Raw genomic sequence first — 25306 nt, 5'->3', positions numbered from 1 at the left:
CCATGGTGACCAGGTCGCCGAACCACATGTGCGCCATCTCGTGCAGGATGACGTTGGCCCGCGCCTCGTACGACGTCTGCGTCACCTTGCCGCGGAAGATGTACTCCTCGCGGAAGGTCACCAGACCCGGGTTCTCCATCGCCCCGAGGTTGTACTCGGGCACGAACGCCTGGTCGTACTTCCCGAAGGGGTACGGGTAGTCGAAGTTCTCGTGGAAGAAGTCCAGGCCCTGCTTGGTGATCAGGAAGATGTCGTCGGCGTCGAAGTACGGCGCGAGACCCTTGCGGCACATCGCGCCGAGCGGGATCTCCAGCTTGGAGCCGTCCTCCAGGACACGCTCGTAGGAGTCCGTGACGTAGTGGTACGGGCCCGCCACCACGCAGGTGATGTACGTCGAGATGGGCTTGGTCTCCGCGAACTTCCAGACGCCGTCCGTGAGTTCACCGGCGCCGTTGCTCCACACCCGCCAGCCCTCGGGCGCGCGCACCTCGAAGCGGTAGGGCGCCTTCAGGTCCGGCTGCTCGAAGCCCGCGAACACCCGCCGGGCGTCGGCCGGTTCGTACTGCGTGTAGAGGTAGACCTCGCCGTCCTCGGGGTCCACGAAGCGGTGCATGCCCTCGCCGGTGCGGGAGTAGGCGCACTGCGCGTCCACCGTCAGCTCGTTCTCGGCGGCCAGGTCCGTCAGCAGCACCCGGGAGCCGTCGAAGACCTCGGCCGGGTCCAGGGCACGGCCGTTGAGCGTCACGGCGTTCACCGACGGCGCGATCAGGTCCGCGAAGCTGGAGGCGCCCGGCTCGGCGCAGCCGAAGCGGATCGTCGTCACCGAGCGGAACGTGCGCGGACCGGTGGCGTCGTCGGCGTCACCGACGGCGGAACGCAGGTCGAGCGACACGTCGTACCCGTCGACGGACAGCAGCGCGGCCCGCTCCCGGGCCTCGTCGCGGGACAGATTCTCACCGGGCACGGCGGCACTCCCTTGTGGTCGCGAGATTCAGGCTCTGAACGGCACGATCCTGCCATGCGGTCCTGACCGGCGGCAGCGGGGAATTGCGGGGCCGGAGGCGATGTTGCCGCCGGTAAAGACCGTTTCGCTAGGAGAGACATGTCCGAGACCGCGACCACGTCGGGCAAGACCCCGGTGGACTTCTGGTTCGACCCGCTGTGCCCCTGGGCCTGGATGACCTCCCGCTGGGTGCTGGAGGTGGAGAAGGTCCGTGACATCGAGGTCCGCTGGCACATCATGAGCCTCGCCGTCCTCAACGAGGACCGCATCGACGAGCTGCCCGAGGAGTACCGGGAGATGCTCGCCACCAAGGCGTGGCAGCCGGTCCGGGTCGTCACCGCCGCCTGGCAGAAGCACGGCGCCGACGTCCTCGGCCCGCTCTACACCGCGCTCGGCACCCGTATCCACAACGACGGCGAGGGCCCGACCCGCGAGGCCGTCGAGGGCGCGCTCGCCGAGGTGGGCCTGCCCGCCGACCTCATCGACTACTTCGACCAGACCGACTTCGAGTTCGACGCCGAGCTGCGCGCCTCCCACAAGGAGGGCATCGAGAAGGTCGGCCAGGAGGTCGGCACCCCGGTCATCGCGGTCCCCGGCCCCGACGGCGAGCAGATCGCCTTCTTCGGCCCGGTCGTCACCCCCGCCCCCAAGGGCGAGCAGGCGGCCCGCCTGTGGGACGGCACCCTCGCGGTCGCCTCCGTCCCCGGCTTCTACGAGCTGAAGCGGACCCGGACGCAGGGGCCGGACTTCAGCAACCTGTAGGTACGCCTGTACGCACGTACGGCAGGGCCCCCGCGGGCATGACTTCGCGGGGGCCCTGACCTTTTCTCCGCCCGCCGCCGTGAGGGGTGAGAAGACGATCACGAGGCGGGACGCTCGGAAAACTTCAGGGAGCCAGCAGCAGCACGTCCGCCCGCTCCTTCGCGGCCGCGTACCGCCGGGCCACGTCCTGCCAGTTCACGACCTGCCACATGGCCTCGATGAAGTCGACCTTCTGGTTGCGGTACTGGAGGTAGAAGGCGTGCTCCCAGGCGTCGAAGACCAGGACCGGGGTCGAGCCCTGGCCGACGTTGCCCTGGTGGTCGTAGACCTGCTCCACGATCAGCCGGCCGCTGAGCGGCTCGTACGCCAGCACGCCCCAGCCGGAGCCCTGGGTGGTGGCCGACGCCTTGGTCAACTGGGCCTTGAAGGCCGCGAAGGAGCCGAACGACTCCGTGATCGCGTCGGCCAGTTCGCCCACGCCGTCCTGGGCCAGCGGCTCGCCGCCGCCCTCCTTCGGACCGGTCATGTTCTGCCAGTAGATGCTGTGCAGGATGTGCCCGGAGAGGTGGAAGGCGAGGTTCTTCTCCAGCCCGTTGACCGAGCCCCAGGCGTCCTTGTCCCGCGCCTCGGCGAGCTGCTCCAGGGTGTCGTTGGCGCCCTTCACGTACGCCGCGTGGTGCTTGTCGTGGTGCAGCTCGATGATCTCGGGGCTGATCACGGGGGCGAGCGCGGCGTAGTCGTAGGGCAGCTCTGGCAGCGTGTAGACGGGCATGGACGGGTCCCCTCCGAGGCTTATTGCAAAGAACTTGCAACTGCACGGTAGCAACAAGAAGCGGTCGATGGGTGCCCGGGGCACGACAAAGGCCCCCACGTGTCGCTCGTGGGGGCCTTCGTCGTGCGCGGGCGGGCTTCAGCGCTTGGCGCGCGCCCGCTGCCAGGCGTAGCCGCCCGCCGCCAGGGCCAGCGTCAGGCCGCCCGTGGAGTACAGCTGGGCCCGGGTGTCCGGCTGCCGGGCCATCAGCACCAGGATCACGACCATGCCGAGCAGAGCGGCCCAGGTCAGCCAAGGGAACGCCCACATCAGCACGGCGGGCCGCTCGGCACCCGCGCGCTCGGCGCGGCGGCGCAGGATCAGCTGGGAGACGCCGACGAAGATCCAGACGACCAGGATCACCGCGCCGATCATGTTGAGCAGCCACATGAACACGTCGTCCGGGCGCCAGTAGCTGAGCAGCACACACGCGAAGCCGAACACCGAGGAGACCAGGACGGCGATCCTCGGCACCCCGTCGGTCACCTTCGCCAACGCCTTCGGGCCGAGACCCCGGCCGACCAGGGAGTGCAGCATGCGCGAGGAGCCGTAGATGTTGGCGTTCATCGCGGAGAGCAGGGCGGCGAGGACCACCACGTCCATGACGCGGCCCGCGCCGGGGATGCCGAGGCTGTCGAGGGCGGCGACGTACGGGCCGCGCGCCACGACCTCCGGGGAGTTCCAGGGGACGAGGGTGACGACGACGGCCATGGAGCCGATGTAGAACAGCGCGATCCGCCACATCGTGGTCCGGACGGCGGTGGCGACGCCCCGCACCGGGTCCTCCGACTCGGCGGCCGCGATGGTCACCGTCTCCAGGCCGCCGTACGCGAACACCGACGCGAGCAGGCCGAGGACCAGGCCCTGGGCGCCGTTCGGCAGGAAGTGGCTGAGGTGGGAGGCGCCGGGGGAGTGGGTGCCGGGCAGCACGCCCGCGATGGCCAGCACGCCGAGGACCAGGAACAGCACGATCGCGCCGACCTTCAGCGCGGCGAACCAGAACTCGAACTCGCCGAAGTTCTTCACGGCGGCCAGGTTCGCGCCGCAGAACACCACCATGAACAGGGCGACCCAGGCCCACTGCGGGGTGCCGGGCAGCCAGCCGCTGACGATCTTCCCGGCGCCGATGCCCTCCAGGCCGACGACCGTGCACTGCATGATCCAGAACGACCAGCCGACCGTGAACCCGGCCCACGGGCCGATCGCCCGCTCGGCGTGCGCGGAGAAGGAGCCCGAGGACGGGTACGCCGCCGACAGCTCGCCCAGCATCCGCATCACCAGCAGCACGAGGAAGCCGGAGAGGGCGTACGCGACGACGATGGAGGGACCCGCGGCGGCGATCCCCGCGCCGGAGCCGACGAAGAGACCGGCGCCGATCACGCCACCCAGGGCGATCATGGACAGGTGGCGCTGCTTGAGGCCGGAGGCGAGGGGGGCGCCCTGTTCCCGCTGTTGTGGCGGTGTCTGCGTGGTGGTGCTGGGCATGGGGCGGGGCTCGTCCAGTCCGGTAGTCCGACAGAGGGTAAAAAAACTCCACCAGTCTGGGCGGTTTCCGGGAGCGGACGCGGGAAGCGCCCACGATACGGACAAATCACTTACGGAATGTGTGCGTCCACTTACCTGGGTGGCCCCGGCCACCCAGCCGGGGTGACGGGCGTCACGCCGATCCCGGTGTAACCGGCATCCTTTGTCCGGAGCCCACCAAGCGCCTGTTCACGCCTTTGTCGAGCGCGGACGGTGATCGGGGGTTGGCCGCCGGTATAGCGTCGGTGAGTTGTCACCTGCCCACACACCCGCGGAGTCCCCATGAGCACCGCCAGCGTCATCGCCCGCCCCGGCGCAGTCCTCGCCGACCTCATCCCTGCGTCCCGCGTGCGCGACGCCGCCCTCGTGCTCGGCGGCGCCGCCCTCACCGGACTCGCGGCCCAGATCGCCGTCCCGGTGCCGGGCTCCCCGGTCCCGGTGACCGGCCAGACCTTCGCCGCGCTCCTCGTCGGCACCGCGCTCGGTGCCCGTCGCGGTGTCCTCTCCCTCGCGCTGTACGCGGTCGCGGGCGTCGTCGGCGTGCCGTGGTTCGCGGAGGGTGGCTCGGGCTCCGGCGCGGTCTCCTTCGGCTACGTCCTCGGCATGATCCTCGCCTCGGCGGCGGTCGGCGCCCTGGCCCGCCGCGGCGCGGACCGCTCCCCGCTCCGCATGGCGGGCACGATGCTCCTCGGCGAGGCGATCATCTACGCGGTCGGCGTCCCGTACCTGGCCCTCGCGGCCCACATGTCCCTGACCCAGGCCATCGCGGCCGGTCTGACTCCCTTCCTGATCGGCGACGCCCTGAAGGCCGCCCTGGCCATGGGCGCGCTGCCCACGGCCTGGAAGTTCGCCGCCAAGCGCTGACACCGGAACCGTCGGCGCCGGACGCCGGAAGCCCCGAGGACCGCAGCGGTCCTCGGGGCTTCTTTTATGCGTGCCTCAGTGCCTCAGTGCCTCAGTGCCGCTTCCGCGTCAGCGGGCGCTGGCGCCGAAGCGGGTGCCGACGGCGGGGAGGCCGCCGGTGCCCGGCTGGTAGGCGGTGACCGGGGCGGCGGTGCCTCCGGCGGTCACGTTGGACATCGGCAGGGCGTACAGGGCGCCCGTGGCGCTGGGGCCGAACGGCATGCCGACGTAGAGCTGGGTGCCGGTGAAGCGGATGCTGGAGCCCAGCTTCTGGCCGGCGGTCGGGGTGCCGGGGATACCGGCGCTGTCGCCGACCTGGATCCAGCGGTCGCTGGCGCCGGGGGCACCGAGGAGGGGGAACGTCTGGACGGAACCGGCGCCCGCCTCCGTGCCGATGGCCTCACCGACGCTGCCGACGGCGAGCCTCATCGTGGCGGCGGTGCCGACCGCGCGGGGCGCGGTGTTGACGGCGGTCACGGACGAGCCGAACTGGTCACCGGCCTCGATGGTGCCGGAGACGTCGTCGTCGGCCGTGCCCGTGTCGATCGCCTTGAGCTGGGTGAAGGTGCCGTTGGCCTTGACCTGGAAGGTGATGACGTTACCGGCGTCGGCCTTGTTGGCGGTGTCGAGCGTGAGGTCCTCGCCGGGCGAGCCGACCGCGAGGATCGAGTCGGTGGCCGTGGCGGAGCCGGAGGGGCGGTACGGGACCAGGGCGAGGGACTTGCCGAACAGGTCGCCCGCCTCGGCGCCGCCGGAGACGGTGTCGAGGTCCTGGTCCATGCCGAACAGGGCGGTGGGCTTGCCCTCGGAGTTCAGCTTCTGGTCGAAGACCATCACGTTGCCCGCGTCGGTGTCGGCGCCGATGGCGTCGTTGGGGGCGCCGACGGCGATGTGGTTGGCGTCGGCGGCGATGACGCTGCCGAACTTGTCGCCCGTCTCGGCGGCCCCGGGGACGCCGGTGCTGTCCTGGCTGATGCCGACGTTGGTGTTGGCGTGGGCGTAGATCACCGAGCCCGCGTCGACGATGGTGCCGAGGTCCTCACCCGGGTCGCCGATCGCGACGTAGGGCTCGCCGGAGGCGGTGGCACCGGCGGCGATGGCGGCGCCGAGCCGGTCGCCCGTCTCCGAGACACTGCCGAGCAGCGTGCCGGTACCGGCGCCCTGCTCGAAGTGGGTGGCCTTCTGCGCGCCGGTGCCGACGCCGCCCGGGGCGCCGTAGAGCACGTCGGCCATACCGGCGTCGGTCGCGCTCCCGAGGTCCTCGCCCGGGGTGCCGACGACCAGGTCGGTGCAGCCGTCCTCGTTGTAGTCGACGGTGTCGATCGCCGACCCGAAGCCGTCGTTCGCCTCGGAGCCGCCGGACACCCAGTCGAGGTCCTGGTTGATCTCGGTGGTGCCCTTGCCGCCGCCGTAGACGACACGGACGAGACCCGCCTTGGCGTCACCGCCCACACTCGCCTCGGGGTCCGCGATCGCGATGTCTTCCACGCCGTCGCAGTTGAAGTCGGTGATACGGGTGGCACCGGCCTTGGAGCTGATCCAGCCACCCAGGTCGTCGACCCGGGTGCCGACGCCGTCGGTGCGCGTCTCGGTGCCCGGGATGCCGAAGCAACCGCCCTGGTAGGAGCGGCTGCTGAGGGCGACGAGCCTGGCGCCGCCCGCCTCTGTGCGGACGACGGGGCCGCCGGTGTCGCCCGCGCAGATGGCGACGCCGTTCTTGCCGGTGACCGCGGCGGTGGTGGCGTCGGTGGCGCCCACGGTGAACGTGCCGGTGTGCAGCTTCATCGGCGCCCACTCGTCCGCGGTGCGGCCGTACCCGGCGACCTGGAGGTCCTCACCGGTGGTGGCGGCCGTGGCGGACAGCGCGAGCGGGGCGACCGTGGTGACCGGCCGGTTCAGGCGGGCCAGCACCACGTCGCGGTCGGTACGGGGCACCAGCTCCACCACCGTGCGGACCTCGCCCTGCGTGCCCGCGAGGTCCGTACGGCCGATGGTCGCGGTGGTCTTCAGCGCGGGCTTGCCCGCGGGCACCGTGAGGCTCGTGGCGGGGTCGGTGACGAAGCAACTGGCGGCCGTGAGCAGCCACTCGGTGTCGACCAGCACGCCGGAGCAACCCCGGGTGCTGTCGCCGATGTCCAGGCGCGCGGTGGCGGCGTAGGTGGCGTCGGACGGAACGGTGCCGGTGACGGCCTGCGCGGGCGCGGCGGTCAGCACGAAGGGCGTCGCGACGAGAGCGGCGGCGATGGTGGCGAGCCGGAAGGGTCTGGCGTTGGGGGTGACCATGAATTCCTCGTGACAAAGGTCTTCGTCCGGCGAGACACCGGACGGCGAACAGCTGGGCGGGCGGGGGGAGTTACGCGGAAGTGCGGATCTCCACGAGCGCGGGGGCGAAGCTGTTCCTGTCGATGGTGTGGGTGTGCTCCTCGACACCGGCGGTCGTCTCGACCCGGGCCGAGGGGAGCCTGTCGGCCTGCGGGGAGTCGAAGCCTTCGCCGGTGACCGGCGCGCGGCGCGCGATGTTCGTCCCTGTTCGACGTTCTCGACGTTCTCGACGTTTCCGTCGGGTGCCCGGAATGTTCAGATATCCCGGGGCTCGGGACGGGGCCGGTCATTGTCCGCGACCGGCGGAATCGGGAGAGTAATTCAGGGCTTCGACTTAACCGGGCGTCCTGGTGATCGGGGTGGGTCGGCTTGCGAGATCGCATTCCCCACCCCCTCCATTGGCCGAAAACGGTCCTCCGTTCCCCCGCGAGAATGGAGATTTAACGGTCTTCTTGTTCACTCGGCGGCACCGCGTACGGAAACGGGCAGACGGAGCAAACCTTGCGCTTCGATGCGGCCGAGTGGGTTTCCGGACCTGCCGTCGAGAACCCCATGGGCTGCGCTATGTAATCGCAAAGGATTGATCTTTGTCCAGCCGTTTGGGTAGGGCAAATACGTACAAACCACCCCTATTGAAAGTGGCGTACCTCACAAGTAGGTGAGGGTTTAGATCATCCTCGATGAACGTCTTGCGGGGTTGGAATGGTCATGCGGGAGGGTAGGTGTGTGTGACACGAGTAATCATCCGGGATGTGGAAATTGGTCCGTTTGCCCCTTCTTGCCGCATGCTCTCTGCGATCGTCGGCGGCGTGAGGGCGGGTGATTCTTCGGATGTCCATTACGGGCATGAGACTGCGGCGCGAATTTGTCGCGCCCTCGCTTAAGCGCCCGCGTGTTCCTGCGCAGCACTCCGGTCGGCGGAATTTCCGTCATATGTGCGTTGACCGCTGGTCGATCTCGATGGATCGCTTTAGACACCAAGCTTTGGGCCGCCCTGCGTATTCTTGCCGACGGCTTCAAGCTTGAAAGGCAACGCGGCCCGCGTGGCCCTCACCGCTTCCTGCCGCGCGGTACGAGCGTCCCCGTCGCGCCGCCGCCAACAGTGCGGCGGCGGTCGCCTGAGAGGGCCTGCCAGTGCGCGGGTCAGGCCATCGAGTTGGAGCAACTGCATCGCACAGGTCGAACCGGCGCCGAAGTGCCTCATCTTCCAGGCCGAGTTGGCGCTGCAGGCAGGAGACGCCGGTGTTGCCGTCGCCCTCGGGCGCAAGGTCCGCGGCCGCGTGAGGCGGCCCGTTCCGCGCTGTCCGGCGATGACGAGGATCAGGAGTGGGCGAACACGCGTGCCGCCGAGCAGTCTGCCCTGGATGTGCGGGCCCGGGGCGACAGGGCGGCACAGCAGGCGGCCGTTCTCGGAGTACGGCCGCGCGTTCCGCGAACTGCTCCGCCAACCGTCCGTGGAGCGGCCCGCAGGGCGACGCGTTCCGCCCACTCGCCCCAGGCAGCCGCAGCGGCCCGCGCGGCCAAGGCGCCGGGGCGGAGCCTGCCGACTCGTTCGAGCACGACAAGGTCAAGGGCGCTTCTCGCCCCGTCCGCCACTCCGGACGGAGCCGCGCACGCCAGAGGGGAGGAAGCCCGTGGCGGGCCTCCTCCCCTCTCAGGTCACTCGTGGTGCCGTCGGCGTCAGCCGACCGCCACCTTGTCCGTCTCCTCCTCGACCGCCGGAGCCGGACGCCCGCCGGCGACCTTCTCCTTGATCAGGGCGACGGCGATCACGACCGCGGCCACGCCGAGGGACAGCAGGACCGTGACGCGGCCGCTGCTCTCGCCCTTGGTGTCGGTGAGCATGTAGCCGAGGACGAAGACGATCAGCGCGGCGGTCGCCCAGGTGAGGTACGGGTACAGCCACATCTTGACGACGAGCTTCTCCGGCGCCTCGCGCTGGATGATCTTCCGCATGCGGAGCTGCGAGAAGCAGATGACGAGCCACACGAACAGGGCCACCGCGCCACTGGAGTTGACCAGGAAGAGGAAGACCGTCTTCGGGTAGGCGTAGTTGAAGAAGACCGCGAGGAAGCCGAACGCGACGGACGCGAGGATGGCCGCCATCGGCACACCACGCGAGTTGGTGCGGGCGAACGCCTTCGGCGCGTCACCCCGGTCACCGAGCGAGAACGCCATGCGGGACGCGGTGTACAGGCCCGAGTTGAGGCAGGACAGCACCGAGGTCAGCACGATGAACTGCATGATCTGGTCGGCGTGCGGGATGCCCAGGGAGCCGAGGGCGGCGACGTACGAGCCGTCCTTCGCGATCGACGGGTCGTTCCACGGCAGCAGCGAGACCACGACCAGGATCGAGCCCAGGTAGAAGACACCGATACGCCAGATGATGCTGTTGGTCGACTTGGTGACCGCGCGCTGCGGGTCCTCGGACTCGCCGGCCGCCAGCGTGGCGATCTCGCTGCCCATGAAGGAGAACACGACCAGCAGCACACCGGTGAGGATCGCGCCCGGACCGTGCGGCAGGAAGCCGCCGTGCGCGGTCAGGTTCGACAGCCCGGCCTTGTCGCTGTGCACGCCCGGCAGCACGCCGAACACGGCCAGCGCGCCGATCACGATGAACGCGCCGATCGCCACGACCTTGATCCCGGCGAACCAGAACTCGAACTCGCCGTAGGAGCCCACGGAGACCAGGTTCGTGGCCGTCAGCACGGCCATCACGATCAGGGCCCAGGCCCACTGCGGGACCGCCGGTATCCAGCCGTGCAGGATGCCCGCGCCTGCCGTCGCCTCGACGGCGAGGACGACGACCCAGAAGAACCAGTAGAGCCAGCCGATCGAGAAGCCCGCCCAGCGGCCCAGCGCCCGGTCGGCGTGCGCCGAGAAGGAGCCGGAGGTCGGATTCGCCGCCGACATCTCGCCGAGCATCCGCATCACGAGGACGACGAGGGTGCCGACGAGGGCGTAGGACAGCAGAATGCCGGGGCCCGCCGTGGCGATACCGGAACTGGAGCCGACGAACAGGCCGGCGCCGATCACGCCACCGATCGCGATCATCGACAGATGGCGGTTCTTGAGTCCTGCTTGAAGTCCCGAACCAGGGGTCATGGACGGATTTCCTTTGCGCCTGTGGTGCATTTCCCGTACGACCCGTGGGGGTCGCGTGAAACGACGGAGTACGGGGCCTCGCACGAGCGGTGTGCGAGGCGGTTCAGTGAATCCGAGGGAAACGAATTCGGGAACCTCTGAATCCGGATTGTTACTTGAGGCTTTCTTGAGCTTCTATGGCCTGGCTCACATATCCCCTACCGAACCCGGAGCTGCTGCCCGGAATCGGGCGTGTCACACTCGGTACATGCGCGTGTATCTCGGCTCCGACCATGCGGGCTACGAACTCAAGAACCACCTCGTCGACTGGCTGAAGGCGGCGGGGCACGAGCCCGTCGACTGCGGGCCCCACATCTACGACGCCCAGGACGACTACCCGCCCTTCTGCCTCCGGGCCGCAGAGCGCACGGCGGCCGACCCGGGCGCCGTCGGCATCGTGATCGGCGGCTCCGGCAACGGCGAGCAGATCGCCGCCAACAAGGTCAAGGGGGTGCGTGCCACCCTCGCCTGGAGCGAGGAGACCGCCGCCCTCGGCCGCCAGCACAACGACGCCAACGTCGTCGCGGTGGGCGCGCGGATGCACTCCGAGGAGGAGGCGACCAAGTTCGTCGAGGTGTTCCTCAACACCCCCTTCTCCGGTGACGAGCGTCACATCCGCCGCATCGACATGCTGACGAACTACGAGAACACCGGCGAGCTGCCGCCCATCCCCGCTCACCACCCCCAGTCGTAACACCGGGCCCGTCCCGCCGTACCCCGGCCGCCCGCCGCACCCGTCACCCGGGCACGGCGGGCGGCCGGGGTACGGGGACCGGGCGCCCGGCGGAGCAGCAGCAGGAAGACTGGCAGGAAGGACGCCCGGCCGTGCCAGAGGGGCACACCATCCACCGCCTGGCGCAGGACTGCGCCGAGCGCTTCGAAGGCACCGCGGCCCGGGTGAGCAGCCCGCAGGGCAAATTCGCCGACGCCGCGGCCCTGCTCGACGGCGCCGCGCTCACCGCCACCGAGGCCCACGGCAAGCACCTCTTCCTCGGCTTCCGCGACACCGACTGGATCCACATCCACCTCGGCCTCTTCGGCAAGGTCGCCCACGGCCCGGCCCCCGCGCCGCCGCCCACCGACACCGTCCGGCTGCGCCTGGCGAACGACAGCGCGTACCTGGACCTGCGCGGCCCCACCACCTGCGCCCTGATCACGGACGACGAGAAACGCGCCGTCCACGACCGGCTCGGCCCCGACCCGCTGCGCGCCGACGCCGACCCGGCCGCCGCCTACGCCCGCGTCCGCCGCAGCCGTACGACGATCGCCGCACTACTCATGGACCAGAAGGTCGTCGCGGGCGTCGGGAACGTGTACCGGGCCGAGGTCCTCTTCCGGCACGGCATCGACCCCTACCGCGCGGGCAGGGACATCACCCCGGCCGAGTGGGACGCGATCTGGGCCGACCTCGTGGACCTCATGCGCGAGGGCGTGCGCAACAACCGCATCGACACCGTGCGCCCCGAACACACCCCCGAGGCCATGGGCCGCCCGCCCCGCGTCGACGACCACGGCGGCGAGGTCTACGTCTACCGCCGGGCCACCCTGCCCTGTCACATCTGCGCCGCCGAGATCCGCACCGCCGGGCTCGCCGCCCGCAACCTCTTCTGGTGCCCCACCTGCCAGAAGGGCTGAGCAACCCGCCCGCGCGCCGGGCCCGTTGATGACGGAACGGCCAATTTCCGCCGGGTGGCAGCGCGAACGCGCTCCGTACCGTTCACTGTGTAGTTGAAACGCCAATGTGTAGTTGAAACACCAAGTGGAGCCTCGCACGGGGGACAAGTGGGACCTCCCGTGCCAAGCGGCTGGTCCGATGGATAGGGTCGCGAACTGATGGCAGCAGGAGAGCGGCGCGCGAAGGCCGAGACGTTCACGGCCCGGTGCAGGATGCAGTGGCACCGGGTGCGGGTCGCGCTGCGCCGAAGCGCCGTGGACTACTTCCGCGGCGACGGCCCCGACTGGATCGCCCTCGTCGGTCTCCTGGTCACCATTCCCGTGCTCATGGCGATGACACTGGGCAACTCGGTCTGGTGCTCACCCGCCACCCTGGTCCTGCCCATCATCGCGGGCGGCCTGGTGCTGCGCCCGGCCAGCCTGCTCGGCCTGTACGCGGCGGCCGCCGCCGCGCTGATCGTGGAGTCCGTGAGCCTCGGGCCGTACACCGAGGGCCCCTCCAGAGTCACCCCCGGCGTCGTCCTCGTCGTCGCCGCGTGCGGCTTCTTCGGGCTGCTCACCGCGCAGTTCCGCAGCCGCGTCGGCGTGCCCTGGCGGCGCGGCGGCACCATGCTCTTCGACCTGCGCGAACGTATCCGCGCCCAGAGCGAGCTGCCCAAGCTCCCGCGCGGCTGGCACCACGAGATGGCCCTGCGCCCGGCCGGCGGCCAGTCCTTCTCCGGCGACTTCGTCGTCGCGGCCCGCACCAACGGCGGCCGCACCCTGGAGGTCGTCCTCACCGACGTCTCCGGCAAGGGCATGGACGCGGGCTCCCGCGCCCTGCTGCTCTCCGGCGCCTTCGGCGGCCTGATCGGCTCGCTTCCCCCGCACGCCTTCCTGACCGCCGCCAACGGCTACCTGCTGCGCCAGGACTGGGACGAGGGCTTCGCCACCTCCATCCACCTCGTCCTCGACCTGGACTCCGGGGACTACGAGCTGTACTCGGCGGGCCATCCGCCCGGCCTCCAGCTCTGCGCGGGCAACGGCCGCTGGGAGGAGAAGGCCGCCGAGGGCCCGCTGCTCGGGGTGTACGACGGCGCCCAGTTCGACGCCGTCAAGGGCTCGCTCCGCCCCGGCGACGTGCTGATGCTCTTCACCGACGGCCTGGTGGAGACCTCCGACCGCGACATCGTCGAGGGCATCGACCGCCTCACCGGAGAGGCCGACCGCTATGTCGCGGGCGGCTTCCACGGCGCCGCCTGGCACCTCATCGAGGCCGTCGCCAAGGACGTCAACGACGACCGCGCCCTGCTGCTCATCTGCCGCGAGGCATCGGCCACTTCACGTTAGGGCCCACACATGGACGACGAGCCGCCGGCCGACGAGCCGCTGACCCCGGCCCAGGTCGAGACCCTGGCCCGCGCCGCCCACGCCCGCCAGACGGACAAGGCGGGCCGCCCCTACGCCGAACACCTCGCCGCCGTCGCGGAGGGCGTACGACGACTCGGCGGGGACGACGAACAGATCGCCGCCGCCTGGCTCCACGACGCCGTCGAGGACGACGCGCTGAGCGAGGAATGGCTCACCGCGGCCGCCCTCACCCCGCGCACGAAGGCGATCGTACGAGCCGTCACCAAGCACCCCGGCGAACCGCCCGAGGCGTACGCGCAGCGCATTCTCGCCACCCCGGGCGCCCTGCTGGTCAAGCGGGCGGACCTCGCGCACAACGCCGACCCGGCCCGGCTCGCCGTCCTGGACGAGGCGACCCGGGAACGGCTGACCGCGAAGTACACACGGATGCGCGCGCTCCTCGGACTGGGCCCGCTCCCGGGGTAACGACCGCGACAGCGTCACCGAGCCGTACAGCGTGCCCCGGCGGAGGGCTCCGGGATATCGCCTTCAAATACCCCGGGATTCATCTGACTTGTCTTCTCGATTCACGAACTGGTGCTCCCGTACGGGTCATTGGTTCACCCCCGATGCCCCGATTCGTACCGACCAAAGGGGGCATACAGTTCCTTGGCGTTGCTCATTCGAATTCCCCGCGCACGCGATGTGTGGATAGTGAAACCAACTCGGTTGTTTTATTTCCCGGTTGAGCGGGCACGGTGTGCCGAACCATCACGCGGAGGATCGTCCGGGACGGACGGATGTCCGACAACCTGTCAGCGGCCGCATACCTGGGGCCCGTTGGTGGCACGATGGTTCTGGCGGAGGTGCGCAGGGCGGTGCCTCCGGGCCCGGAGCGCCGACCGAACCAAGGGTGTGATCAGTTGTGGCCATTTCACTGTCTGTGGTGCTGCTGTTGGCGATCATCCTTGTGGTGCTGATCCGCGGCGGGAACATCAAGGCCGGTCCCGCCATCGTGGCGATCCTCTTCGGCTTCTTCCTCGCCTCGACCGGCATGGCGCCGTCCATCAGCCGCTTCATGAACTCGATAGCGGAGACGATCAACTCGATCAGTTTCTGAGCCGATCGGCTTCCGGGCGGAGACCCGGCCCCGGGAACGCGTCAGGGCCGGGCGGAGGACGATGCCTCCGACCCGGCCCCGAGCCGTGTGGAGCGGGCGACGGGAATCGAACCCGCGTAGCTAGTTTGGAAGACTAGGGCTCTACCATTGAGCTACGCCCGCGAGAGCGCGCCATCGGTCGGTGACCGCGGCACTGGAGCATCGTAGCGGGTCCGCCGACGCGGAGGCCAACGTGCCGCCCGGCGCGGGTGTCCGCGCGCCATCACTCTTTATGCGGGCGCCGCAGGTGGCGTGGGCATGTACCCTACGTCTCGCACCAGACGGGGTGTGGCGCAGCTTGGTAGCGCGTCCGCTTTGGGAGCGGAAGGCCGTGGGTTCAAATCCCGCCACCCCGACCACGGCTCACGGCGTTGTGATGATCGCCTTTTGGGGCGCTGACCGGCTGCGGTTACTATGCAAGCTGCGCGCCCGTGTGCCCGGCCTCATGGCTTACGTACTCCTCCGGGCGGCTATCCGCCGAGCCTCGCTGGCTCCGGCAGAACCCAAGAAGTCAGCCACAAGGAGACCGAACCGTGAAGAGCGCCGTGGAGACCCTGAACCCGACCCGGGTTCGGCTCACTGTCGAGGTGCCCTTCGAGGAGCTCAAGGACAGCCTCGACGCGGCGTACAAGAAGATCAACCAGCAGGTCACGGTGAAGGGCTTCCGCAAGGGCAAGATCCCGGCCCGCGTCATCGACCAGCGGTTCGGTCGTGGCGCCGTGCTGGAGGAGGCCGTCAACGACGCGCTCCCGAAGTTCTACACCGAGGCGGTCAACGAGGCCGAGCTGAGCCCGCTGGGCCAGCCCGAGGTCGACATCACCGAGCTGAAGGACGGCGAGACGCTGAACTTCACCGCCGAGGTCGACATCCGCCCCGCCCTCGAGATCCCGGACTACTCCGGCATCGAGGTCGAGGTCGACGCCATCGAGGTCACCGACGAGGACGTGGACAAGTCCGTGGAGCAGCTCCGTGAGCGCTTCGCCTCCACCTCCCCGGTCGAGCGCGCCGCCCAGGACGGCGACGTGGTCACCATCGACCTGCAGGCCAAGGTCGACGGCGAGGTCCTCGAGGACGGCGTCGCCGAGGGCGTCTCGTACACCATCGGCTCGGGCGAGCTGCTCGACGGCATCGACGAGGCCGTCAAGGGCCTGTCCGCCGGCGAGGAGGCCACCTTCACCTCCGAGCTGAAGGGCGGCTCCGCCGCGGGCAAGGAGTCCGAGGTCACCGTCAAGGTCACCCAGGTCGCCGCCCGTGAACTGCCGGAGCTGGACGACGAGTTCGCGCAGCTGGCGTCCGAGTTCGACACGCTGGACGAGCTCAAGGCCGACAGCCGCAAGCGCCTGACCGACATGAAGCAGTACGACCAGGCCACCCAGGCCCAGGAGCGCGTGCTGGAGAAGCTCCTCGAGCTGGTCGAGGTCCCGGTCCCCGAGAAGCTGCTCGAGGACGAGGTCAACACCCGCAAGCACAACCTGGAGCACCACCAGCTCGGCCAGATGGGTCTGACCCTCGACAAGTACCTGGAGATCCAGGGCAAGACCGCCGAGGAGTTCGACACCGAGACCCGCGAGTCCGCGGTCAAGGGCATCAAGACCCAGTTCGTCCTCGACGAGCTGGTCAAGAAGGAGAACCTGGGCGTCAACCAGGAGGAGCTCACCGAGCACCTCATGCGCCGCGCCGCGTCCTCCGGCATGTCCCCCGACCAGTTCGCCCAGGCCGTCGTCGAGGGCGGCCAGGTTCCGCTCCTCGTCGGCGAGGTCGCCCGCGGCAAGGCCCTGGCCGTCGTGGTCGAGGCCGCCACGGTGAAGGACACCAACGGCGAGGTCATCGACCTGGACGACGAGGACGAGGAGACCACCGAGGTCACCGAGACGGTCGAGGAGACCGAGGAGGCCTGAGCCTCACGGCACCTCTGACGGCGAAGGGCCCCCCGGGAGCAATCCCGGGGGGCCCTTCCCGTTTTTGTTTTTCAGGGGCGCGGGGAACTGCGCGACAAGCCACAACGCACCCGCACTGGACAACGCACCGCAACCCCCCATGCCACTACGCCGGAGGCGAACACCCGCTTCTCCGGGATTCCCCGGGGGGACCAGAGCGTTAGGGTCCATGAATAACGAGGGGCAGGGGAGCCCACCGGACCCCCCGCCAAGCCCCGCAGGACAAACGCAGGACGACGTGAGACGGCCCCGGCGCCGTCGTAAGACGAGCAGGTGGATTACGTGACGAATCTGATGCCCTCCGCCGCCGGCGAGCCCTCCATCGGTGGTGGCCTCGGCGACCAGGTCTACAACCGGCTGCTGGGCGAGCGGATCATTTTCCTCGGCCAGCAGGTCGACGACGACATCGCCAACAAGATCACCGCTCAGCTGCTCCTCCTCGCGGCCGACCCCGAGAAGGACATCTACCTCTACATCAACAGCCCCGGCGGCTCGGTGACGGCCGGCATGGCGATCTACGACACCATGCAGTACATCCCGAACGACGTGGTCACGATCGCGATGGGCATGGCGGCCTCCATGGGCCAGTTCCTGCTCACCGGCGGCGCCGCGGGCAAGCGCTTCGCGCTGCCGCACGCGGACATCATGATGCACCAGGGCTCCGCGGGCCTCGGCGGTACGGTCTCGGACATCAAGATCCAGGCCGAGTACCTGCTGCGCACCAAGAAGCGCATGTCCGAGCTGACCGCCCAGCACTCCGGCCAGACGGTCGAGGCGATCATCCGCGACGGCGACCGCGACCGCTGGTTCACCCCGGAGGAGGCCAAGGAGTACGGTCTCATCGACGAGATCATCACGCACGCCTCGGGTGTTCCGGGTGGCGGCGGCACCGGTGCCTGACCGGCCCGTCCGCGCCACGTACCGCCACCACTGAAAGCCCCCAGAACGCCACCAGGACGGTGAACACCCCATGAGCAACTTCCCCGGCGCCGCCAGCGGTATGTACGAGGGCCCCCGCCCCGACAGCCGTTACATCATTCCCCGCTTCGTCGAGCGCACCTCGCAGGGCGTCCGCGAGTACGACCCGTACGCGAAGCTCTTCGAAGAGCGCGTGATCTTCCTCGGTGTCCAGATCGACGACGCGTCCGCCAACGACGTCATGGCGCAGCTGCTGTGCCTGGAGTCGATGGACCCCGACCGTGACATCTCGATCTACATCAACAGCCCCGGCGGTGACATGACGGCCCTCACGGCCATCTACGACACCATGCAGTTCGTGAAGCCGGACATCCAGACGGTGTGCATGGGCCAGGCGGCCTCCGCCGCGGCGATCCTGCTGGCCGCCGGTACCCCGGGCAAGCGCATGGCGCTGCCGAACTCCCGTGTGCTGATCCACCAGCCGGCCGGTTCCACGGGCCGTGGCCAGCTCTCCGACCTGGAGATCATCGCCAAGGAGTTCACCCGGATGCGTGAGCAGCTGGAGGACATGCTGGCCACGCACACCAACCGGCCGATCGAGAAGATCCGCGAGGACATCGAGCGCGACAAGATCCTCACGGCCGAGGAGGCGCTGCAGTACGGCATCGTCGACCAGATCATCTCGACCCGCAAGATGAACAACGAGGCGGTCCGCTGACCGCGGCCGTGTGTTTCTGGGCCGCTTTGGCAGGGTCCACGTCAAAGTGAACCCTGCCAAGGGGGCCCCGAACACGGCCCCGGGCAAGGTACCGTCGGACATAAGGCAGCACCAGGAGCCGCAGGGCCGTAGCGTCCAGGCGTCTCCCAGGCGAAGGGGAAGCACACCGTGGCACGCATCGGTGACGGCGGCGATCTGCTCAAGTGCTCGTTCTGCGGCAAGAGCCAGAAGCAGGTCAAGAAGCTCATCGCAGGGCCCGGTGTGTACATCTGCGACGAGTGCATCGATCTCTGCAACGAGATCATCGAGGAAGAGCTCGCGGAGACCAGCGAGGTGCGCTGGGAGGAGCTGCCCAAGCCCCGCGAGATCTACGAGTTCCTCGAGGGCTACGTGGTCGGCCAGGAGGCCGCCAAGAAGGCCCTCTCGGTCGCGGTGTACAACCACTACAAGCGGGTCCAGGCCGGTGAGAACGGCGGCGCGCAGGGCCGCGAGGACGCCATCGAGCTGGCGAAGTCGAACATCCTCCTGCTCGGCCCCACGGGCTCGGGCAAGACCCTCCTCGCGCAGACCCTCGCCCGGATGCTGAACGTCCCCTTCGCGATCGCGGACGCCACCGCGCTCACCGAGGCGGGCTACGTCGGCGAGGACGTCGAGAACATCCTCCTGAAGCTCATCCAGGCGGCCGACTACGACGTCAAGAAGGCCGAGACCGGGATCATCTACATCGACGAGATCGACAAGGTGGCCCGCAAGAGCGAGAACCCGTCGATCACGCGCGACGTGAGCGGCGAGGGCGTCCAGCAGGCCCTGCTGAAGATCCTGGAGGGCACCACCGCCTCGGTCCCGCCGCAGGGCGGCCGCAAGCACCCGCACCAGGAGTTCATCCAGATCGACACGACGAACGTCCTGTTCATCGTGGGCGGTGCCTTCGCGGGCCTGGAGAAGATCATCGAGGCCCGGGCGGGCGCCAAGGGCATCGGCTTCGGCGCCACCATCCGCTCCAAGCGCGAGCTGGCCGCCAAGAACATCTTCGAGGACATCATGCCCGAGGACCTGGTGAAGTTCGGGATGATCCCCGAGTTCATCGGCCGTCTCCCGGTCATCACCTCGGTGCACAACCTCGACCGCGAGGCCCTGCTCCAGATCCTCGTCGAGCCGCGCAACGCCCTGGTCAAGCAGTACCAGCGCCTGTTCGAACTCGACGGTGTGGAGCTGGACTTCGAGCGCGAGGCGCTGGAGGCCATCGCGGACCAGGCCATCCTCCGCCAGACCGGCGCGCGCGGCCTGCGCGCCATCATGGAGGAGGTGCTGATGTCGGTGATGTACGAGGTGCCGTCCCGCAAGGACGTGGCCCGCGTGGTCATCACGGCCGACGTCGTCCACTCCAACGTCAACCCGACCCTCATCCCCCGCGACTCCCGGGGCCGGGGCCAGGGCGAGCAGAAGACCGCCTAGTACGCGGCACGCTACACATGCGAAGGGGCCCCCGTCCGCACCGGACGGGGGCCCCTTCGCATGAGCCGTGAGGCCACAGCCGCGGTCAGGCCGCGACGCGGATCTCCTTGCGCAGCCGCGCCACCAGGTCGGCGTCCGCCTCCAGGTCGCTGGGGCGGCCCGCCGCGAGCGTGGCGATGTCCATCGGCATCACGAAACCGATGGTGCTGTGGTCGCCCCACACACAGACGGAGACCGTCATCTGCGCGGGCATCCCCTTGGCGGTGCTGTTGGTGGCCACCTTGGCGTGCTGGCACTTGAGCACGGCGTCCCCGAGCGCCGAGGGCGTGAACGTCTGCGGCTCGCCCTCCAGCTTGTACTTGTTCGCCTGGTCCTTGTTCCCCTGGTCCTTCAGGTACGCGAACATCGCGTCCACGGTCTTCGCCGGATCGGCGACCGTGCCGTAGACCCCGCCGAACTCCATGAGCTTCTTGCTCAGCGGGTTCGCCTCGTTCCCGGCCGCGTACTCGGCGGTCACGTCCTTCGGGTCCTGCACGCCCCAGCTCTCGGCGTCCTTCAGGTCGTCCTGCGTCATGGCGCCCGCGTCGCTCTTGCCCTTGCTGTACTCCGAGAGCACCCGCGAGGGCGTCACCAGCTTGTGCGGGCCGTCGTCCGCGACCGAGCCGTCCCCGCCGCCGCTGAACGCGAAGAACGCGCCCACGACCACGGCGACCGCCACCGCGGCCGCCCCGACGATCAGCCCCGTCTTCTTCTTGCCCCCGGCAGGCACCGGCGCCTGCGGAGCCCCGTAGGACGCCGGGCCGTAGGGCGGCTGCTGGCCGTACGGGTTCGGCTGCGGCTGCCCGTAGGGGGCCTGCGGCTGCCCGTAGGGGTTCTGCTGCGGCGGCACGCCCTGCGGCGGGTACGCGTAACCCGGCTGCGGAGCCCCGGGCGGGGGCGGCGGGGGCGGTACCGGAGCCGCGCCCTGCGGGGGATAGCCGTAGCCGGGCCGGGGCGCGGGCGGCGGCTGCTGGCCGTAGGGGCCCGGCTGGGCGTACGGGCCGGGCTGCCCGGCCGGCGGGCCGTACGGACCCGGCTGCTGGGGCGGTCCGCCGTACGGGCCCGGCTGGTTGCTGCTCATTCCTCGGTTCCCCTCCACACGCTCCTGTGTCCCCGCCATCCTGGCCCAGCCGTGACAGGGGCACGGCACCGGGGGCCGCACCGTTACAGAACAAACGCGTTTCGGGACCACCCCCCGGCACCTCTAAACTGACCCCCGTGACCGAGAACGCTCAGCAGCAGCCATCAGCGCCCGACACCGAACTGCCGACCCAGTACGCGCCGGCCGATGTAGAGGGGCCGCTGTACGAGCGCTGGGTGGAGCGGGGCTACTTCGAGGCGGACGCGAAGAGCGACAAGCCGCCCTTCACCGTCGTCATCCCCCCGCCCAACGTCACCGGCAGCCTCCACCTGGGCCACGCCTTCGAGCACACGATCATCGACGCGCTGACCCGCCGCAAGCGGATGCAGGGCTTCGAGACCCTGTGGCAGCCCGGCATGGACCACGCCGGCATCGCCACCCAGAACGTGGTCGAGCGCGAGCTGGCCAAGGAGGGCAAGTCCCGCCACGACCTGGGCCGCGAGGAGTTCGTCGAGCGCGTCTGGCAGTGGAAGGCCGAGTCCGGCGGCCAGATCTCCGGCCAGATGCGCCGCCTCGGCGACGGCGTCGCCTGGTCCCGCGAGCGCTTCACCATGGACGAGGGCCTGTCGAAGTCCGTCCAGACCATCTTCAAGCGGCTCTACGACGACGAGCTGATCTACCGCGCCGAGCGCATCATCAACTGGTGCCCGCGCTGCCTCACCGCGATCTCCGACATCGAGGTCGAGTACCAGGACGACGACGGCGAGCTCGTCTCCATGAAGTACGGCGACGGGGACGAGACCATCGTCGTCGCCACCACCCGCGCCGAGACGATGCTCGGTGACACGGCCGTCGCCGTCCACCCCGAGGACGAGCGGTACCAGCACCTCATCGGCAAGCTCATCAAGCTCCCGCTGACCGACCGCTCCATCCCGGTCGTCGCGGACGAGCACGTCGACCCCGAGTTCGGCACCGGCGCCGTCAAGGTGACGCCCGCCCACGACCCGAACGACTTCGAGATCGGCCAGCGGCACGACCTGCCGTCCATCACCGTCATGGACGAGCACGCCGTCATCACCACCCCCGGCCCCTTCCAGGGCCTGGACCGCCTGGAGGCCCGCTCCGCCATCGTCGCCGCCCTGCGCGCCGACGGCCGGATCGTCGCCGAGAAGCGGCCCTACGCCCACTCGGTCGGCCACTGCTCGCGCTGCAAGACCACCATCGAGCCGCGCCTGTCGATGCAGTGGTGGGTCAAGGTCGGCCCGCTCGCCAAGGCCGCCGGTGACGCGGTCCGCGACGGCAAGGTCAAGATCCACCCGCAGGAGATGGAGAAGCGGTACTTCGACTGGGTCGACAACCTCCACGACTGGTGCATCTCGCGCCAGCTGTGGTGGGGCCACCGCATCCCCGTCTGGTACGGCCCGAACGGCGAGGTCGTCTGCGTCGGCCCCGACGAGGAGCCGCCCACCGGCGAGGGCTGGCACCAGGACAGCGACGTCCTCGACACCTGGTTCTCCTCCGGCCTGTGGCCCTTCTCCACCCTGGGCTGGCCCGAGCAGACCGAGTCGCTCGCGAAGTTCTACCCGAACTCCGTCCTGGTCACCGGCTACGACATCCTCTTCTTCTGGGTCGCCCGGATGATGATGTTCGGCCTCTACGCGATGGACGGCACCCCGCCGTTCCACACCATCGCCCTGCACGGCATGGTCCGCGACCAGTTCGGCAAGAAGATGTCGAAGTCCTTCGGGAACGTCGTCAACCCGCTGGACTGGATGGACAAGTACGGCTCCGACGCCCTGCGCTTCACCCTCGCGCGCGGCGCCAACCCGGGCGTCGACGTGCCGATCGGCGAGGACTGGGTCCAGGGCTCGCGCAACTTCGCCAACAAGATCTGGAACGCGACCCGCTTCGCGCTGATGAACGGCGCGACGGTCGAGGGCCCGCTGCCGGAGCCGTCGGCGATGTCCGCCACGGACCGCTGGATCCTCTCCCGCCTCAACTCGGTGGTCGCCGAAGTCGACGCGCTCTACGAGGACTACCAGTTCGCCAAGCTCTCGGACGCGCTGTTCCACTTCGCGTGGGACGAGGTCTTCGACTGGTACGTCGAGCTGTCCAAGACGACCTTCCAGGCGGGCGGCGAGGCGGCCGAGGTCTCCAAGCGGGTCCTCGGTGAGGTCCTCGACGTCACGCTCAAGCTGCTGCACCCGGTGGTCCCGTTCGTCACGGAGACGCTGTGGACGACGCTGACGGGCGGGGAGTCGCTGGTCATCGCCGAGTGGCCCACCGACTCCGGCTTCCGTGACGCGGCCGCCGAGCGGGAGATCGAGTCCCTCCAGTCGGTCATCACCGAGGTCCGCCGCTTCCGCGCGGATCAGGGGCTGCAGCCCGGCCAGCGGGTGCCTGCGCGGCTCACGCTGACCGGTACGGCCCTCGCTCCGCACGAGGCGGCGATCCGTCAGCTTCTCCGCCTCCAGCCGGAGGGGGAGTCCTTCACGGCGACGGCGACGTTGCCGGTCGCCGGTGCGGAGGTCGCTCTCGACCTCTCCGGCACGATCGATGTCGCGGCGGAGCGGAAGCGGCTCGCGAAGGACTTCGCCGCCGCGGAGAAGGAGAAGGCGGCTGCCACGGCCAAGCTCGGCAACGAGGCGTTCCTGGCGAAGGCGCCGGACGCGGTGGTCGACAAGATCCGCGGCCGTCTCGCCAAGGCGGAAGAGGACATGACCCGCCTCCAGTCCCAGCTGGACCGCTTGCCGCAGGCGTAAGCGAACGCGGTTCTAAGCAAGGCCCCTGGTGCTCTGGTTGCGCCGGGGGCCTTGTCGCTTGCCCGCGCGTGCGGGGTGCCGCTGCGCCCACCCGTGCCGCCCCCAGCGGCACGACTGCCCGCAGCTGGGTGGGAGTGGCTTTTCAGCGCCGCTGAGCTGCAACCCCCTAGGGGCGCGGGGAACTGCGCGAACGGCCACAACGCACCCGCAGCCGGACCACCACGCGCAACCACCCCACCCGTCCGTAAACTGGCCCCGTGAGCGACGAGCAGCCCGGTAACGACAGCCCCGACCCCTTCGACGAGATCATCGCGGAGGAGACAGACCGCGACCCCGACCTCGCCGTGATCGAGGCGGGCAGCCGCACCCTGCGTACCCAGGGCGGCCCCCCGCAGGCGGACGTGCCGGCCCGCCCCGAGGACCCCGAGGTCGACCGCGCCCTGCGCGAGGTCGAGACGGAGCTGGCGAGCCGCTGGGGTGAGACCAAGCTGGAGCCCTCCGTCACCCGGATCGCCGCGCTGATGGACGTACTCGGCGAGCCCCAGCGCACGTACCCGTCCATCCACATCACCGGCACCAACGGCAAGACCTCCACCGCCCGCATGATCGAGGCCCTGCTCGGCGCCTTCGAGCTGCGCACGGGCCGCTACACCAGCCCGCACGTGCAGTCCGTGACGGAGCGGATCAGCGTGGACGGCGCCCCGATCAGCGCCGAGCGGTTCATCGAGACGTACCAGGACATCAAGCCGTACATCGAGATGGTGGACGCCTCCCAGGAGTACCGGCTGTCCTTCTTCGAGGTGCTGACCGGCATGGCGTACGCCGCCTTCGCGGACGCGCCGGTGGACGTCGCCGTCGTCGAGGTCGGCATGGGCGGCAGCTGGGACGCGACGAACGTGATCGACGGCGACGTGGCCGTGATCACCCCCATCGGGCTCGACCACACCGACCGGCTGGGGGAGACCCCCGAGCAGATCGCCGTCGAGAAGTCCGGGATCATCAAGCCGGACGCGACCGTGATCATGGCGCAGCAGCCGGTGGACGCGGCGCAGGTGCTGTTGAAGAAGGCCGTCGAGGAGAACGCCACCGTGGCCCGTGAGGGTCTGGAGTTCGGCGTGGTGGACCGGCAGGTCGCGGTCGGCGGACAGCTGGTCACCCTGCGCGGCCTGGGCGGCGAGTACCCGGAGGTCTACCTCCCGCTGCACGGCGCCCACCAGGCGCACAACGCCGCCGTGGCCCTCGCGGCCGTGGAGGCGTTCTTCGGCGTCGGCGCCGAGCGCGCGCAGCCGCTGGACATCGACACCGTGCGCAAGGCGTTCGCGTCCGTCTCCAGCCCGGGCCGCCTGGAGATCGTCCGCAGGTCCCCGACCGTCGTGCTGGACGCGGCCCACAACCCGGCCGGTGCCGAGGCCGCCGCCGAGGCGGTGCGCGAGGCGTTCGACTTCAGCCGGCTCATCGGTGTGGTCGGCGCGAGCGCGGACAAGAACGTGCGCGGACTCCTGGAGGCGTTCGAGCCGCTCTTCGCGGAGGTCGTCATCACGCAGAACTCCAGCCACCGCGCCATGGACGCGGACGAGCTGGCCGCCGTGGCCGTCGAGGTGTTCGGCGAGGACCGCGTCCAGGTCGAGCCGCAGCTGCCGGAAGCCCTGGAGGCCGCGATCACGCTGGCCGAGGAGGAGGGCGAGTTCGCGGGCGGCGGTGTGCTCGTCACCGGTTCGGTCATCACGGTGGGCGAGGCACGCCTGCTGCTCGGGAAGGGCTGAGA

Annotated in this window: 19 protein-coding genes and 2 tRNA genes; 14 read left to right on the top strand and 7 right to left on the bottom strand. The window is 69.8% G+C overall.

Annotated features, from left to right (window positions below):
* On the bottom strand, positions 1-964 hold a 964-nt coding region (locus GTW40_RS30950), incomplete at its 3' end, for a M1 family aminopeptidase (RefSeq protein ID WP_343245829.1).
* Positions 965-1102: 138 nt separating this feature from the next.
* On the opposite strand from GTW40_RS30950, the gene GTW40_RS30945 reads away from it, so the two are divergent.
* Positions 1103-1765 (top strand): DsbA family protein, encoded by a 663-nt coding sequence (locus GTW40_RS30945; RefSeq protein WP_161183447.1) that lies wholly within the window; start codon positions 1103-1105, stop codon positions 1763-1765.
* A gap of 124 nt (positions 1766-1889) precedes the next feature.
* Here the strand turns inward: GTW40_RS30945 and GTW40_RS30940 are convergent, their stop codons facing one another.
* Both GTW40_RS30940 and GTW40_RS30935 read right to left on the bottom strand, forming a co-directional pair.
* On the bottom strand, positions 1890-2537 hold the full coding sequence (locus GTW40_RS30940; RefSeq protein ID WP_161183446.1) for a superoxide dismutase: 648 nt from the start codon (positions 2535-2537) through the stop codon (positions 1890-1892).
* Positions 2538-2675: 138 nt separating this feature from the next.
* Entirely contained in the window at positions 2676-4061 is a 1386-nt protein-coding gene (locus tag GTW40_RS30935; RefSeq protein WP_161183445.1) for an amino acid permease, read from the bottom strand.
* Between the two features lie 321 nt (positions 4062-4382).
* Between GTW40_RS30935 and GTW40_RS30930 the strand changes: the two genes are divergently transcribed.
* Positions 4383-4964: a biotin transporter BioY gene (locus tag GTW40_RS30930; RefSeq protein WP_161183444.1), complete on the top strand. Its 582-nt coding sequence runs from the start codon at positions 4383-4385 to the stop codon at positions 4962-4964.
* Positions 4965-5072: 108 nt separating this feature from the next.
* On the opposite strand, the gene GTW40_RS30925 is transcribed toward GTW40_RS30930, so the two are convergent.
* The gene (locus GTW40_RS30925) at positions 5073-7286 is read right to left on the bottom strand and encodes a trypsin-like serine protease (protein ID WP_161183443.1); all 2214 of its coding nucleotides are present in this window, start codon (positions 7284-7286) and stop codon (positions 5073-5075) included.
* Between the two features lie 1719 nt (positions 7287-9005).
* On the bottom strand, positions 9006-10430 hold the full coding sequence (locus GTW40_RS30920; protein ID WP_161183442.1) for an amino acid permease: 1425 nt from the start codon (positions 10428-10430) through the stop codon (positions 9006-9008).
* A gap of 247 nt (positions 10431-10677) precedes the next feature.
* Between GTW40_RS30920 and GTW40_RS30915 the strand changes: the two genes are divergently transcribed.
* The 5 genes from GTW40_RS30915 to GTW40_RS30895 all read left to right on the top strand — a co-directional run bounded on the left by GTW40_RS30915 (position 10678) and on the right by GTW40_RS30895 (position 14592).
* Positions 10678-11163 carry a ribose-5-phosphate isomerase gene (locus GTW40_RS30915; protein WP_161183441.1) on the top strand — a complete coding sequence of 162 codons (486 nt, stop codon included), beginning with the start codon at positions 10678-10680 and terminating at the stop codon, positions 11161-11163.
* A 131-nt stretch (positions 11164-11294) separates the two neighbouring features.
* Positions 11295-12104: a DNA-formamidopyrimidine glycosylase family protein gene (locus tag GTW40_RS30910; RefSeq protein WP_161183440.1), complete on the top strand. Its 810-nt coding sequence runs from the start codon at positions 11295-11297 to the stop codon at positions 12102-12104.
* Between the two features lie 198 nt (positions 12105-12302).
* The gene (locus tag GTW40_RS30905) at positions 12303-13472 is read left to right on the top strand and encodes a PP2C family protein-serine/threonine phosphatase (protein ID WP_161183439.1); all 1170 of its coding nucleotides are present in this window, start codon (positions 12303-12305) and stop codon (positions 13470-13472) included.
* Between the two features lie 9 nt (positions 13473-13481).
* Positions 13482-13958 carry an HD domain-containing protein gene (locus GTW40_RS30900; protein ID WP_161183438.1) on the top strand — a complete coding sequence of 159 codons (477 nt, stop codon included), beginning with the start codon at positions 13482-13484 and terminating at the stop codon, positions 13956-13958.
* A 439-nt stretch (positions 13959-14397) separates the two neighbouring features.
* Positions 14398-14592, top strand: coding sequence for a hypothetical protein (locus GTW40_RS30895; protein WP_018545110.1), 195 nt, complete (start codon positions 14398-14400; stop codon positions 14590-14592).
* Positions 14593-14680: 88 nt separating this feature from the next.
* Here GTW40_RS30895 and GTW40_RS30890 read toward each other — a convergent pair.
* Positions 14681-14754: transfer RNA gene (locus GTW40_RS30890), tRNA-Gly, on the bottom strand.
* Positions 14755-14913: 159 nt separating this feature from the next.
* Between GTW40_RS30890 and GTW40_RS30885 the strand changes: the two genes are divergently transcribed.
* From GTW40_RS30885 to clpX, 5 genes are all read left to right on the top strand, one after another.
* Positions 14914-14990, top strand: a tRNA-Pro gene (locus GTW40_RS30885).
* A gap of 174 nt (positions 14991-15164) precedes the next feature.
* A complete protein-coding gene (gene tig / locus GTW40_RS30880) occupies positions 15165-16529 on the top strand; it encodes a trigger factor (RefSeq protein WP_161183437.1) in 1365 nt (454 codons plus the stop codon).
* Positions 16530-16862: 333 nt separating this feature from the next.
* Positions 16863-17468 carry an ATP-dependent Clp protease proteolytic subunit gene (locus GTW40_RS30875; RefSeq protein WP_161183448.1) on the top strand — a complete coding sequence of 202 codons (606 nt, stop codon included), beginning with the start codon at positions 16863-16865 and terminating at the stop codon, positions 17466-17468.
* A 70-nt stretch (positions 17469-17538) separates the two neighbouring features.
* Positions 17539-18204 carry an ATP-dependent Clp protease proteolytic subunit gene (locus GTW40_RS30870; protein WP_161183436.1) on the top strand — a complete coding sequence of 222 codons (666 nt, stop codon included), beginning with the start codon at positions 17539-17541 and terminating at the stop codon, positions 18202-18204.
* A 168-nt stretch (positions 18205-18372) separates the two neighbouring features.
* Complete coding sequence (clpX, locus tag GTW40_RS30865) at positions 18373-19659, top strand: ATP-dependent Clp protease ATP-binding subunit ClpX (protein ID WP_161183435.1); 1287 nt, start codon at positions 18373-18375, stop codon at positions 19657-19659.
* 85 nt (positions 19660-19744) lie between these two features.
* On the opposite strand, the gene GTW40_RS30860 is transcribed toward clpX, so the two are convergent.
* Positions 19745-20779 carry a hypothetical protein gene (locus tag GTW40_RS30860; RefSeq protein WP_161183434.1) on the bottom strand — a complete coding sequence of 345 codons (1035 nt, stop codon included), beginning with the start codon at positions 20777-20779 and terminating at the stop codon, positions 19745-19747.
* A 137-nt stretch (positions 20780-20916) separates the two neighbouring features.
* Here GTW40_RS30860 and GTW40_RS30855 point away from each other — a divergent pair, with 137 nt between their 5' ends.
* Together GTW40_RS30855 and GTW40_RS30850 are read left to right on the top strand one after the other, a co-directional pair.
* Complete coding sequence (locus tag GTW40_RS30855) at positions 20917-23541, top strand: valine--tRNA ligase (RefSeq protein ID WP_161183433.1); 2625 nt, start codon at positions 20917-20919, stop codon at positions 23539-23541.
* Between the two features lie 257 nt (positions 23542-23798).
* Complete coding sequence (locus tag GTW40_RS30850) at positions 23799-25304, top strand: folylpolyglutamate synthase/dihydrofolate synthase family protein (RefSeq protein ID WP_161183432.1); 1506 nt, start codon at positions 23799-23801, stop codon at positions 25302-25304.
* The last annotated feature ends 2 nt before the right edge of the window (positions 25305-25306 follow it).

The sequence above is a fragment of the Streptomyces sp. SID4985 genome (assembly GCF_009863025.1).
GTDB lineage: Bacteria > Actinomycetota > Actinomycetes > Streptomycetales > Streptomycetaceae > Streptomyces.
The sequence above is the reverse complement of the archived record's forward strand: the minus strand, read 5'-3'. Positions and strand labels throughout refer to the sequence as shown.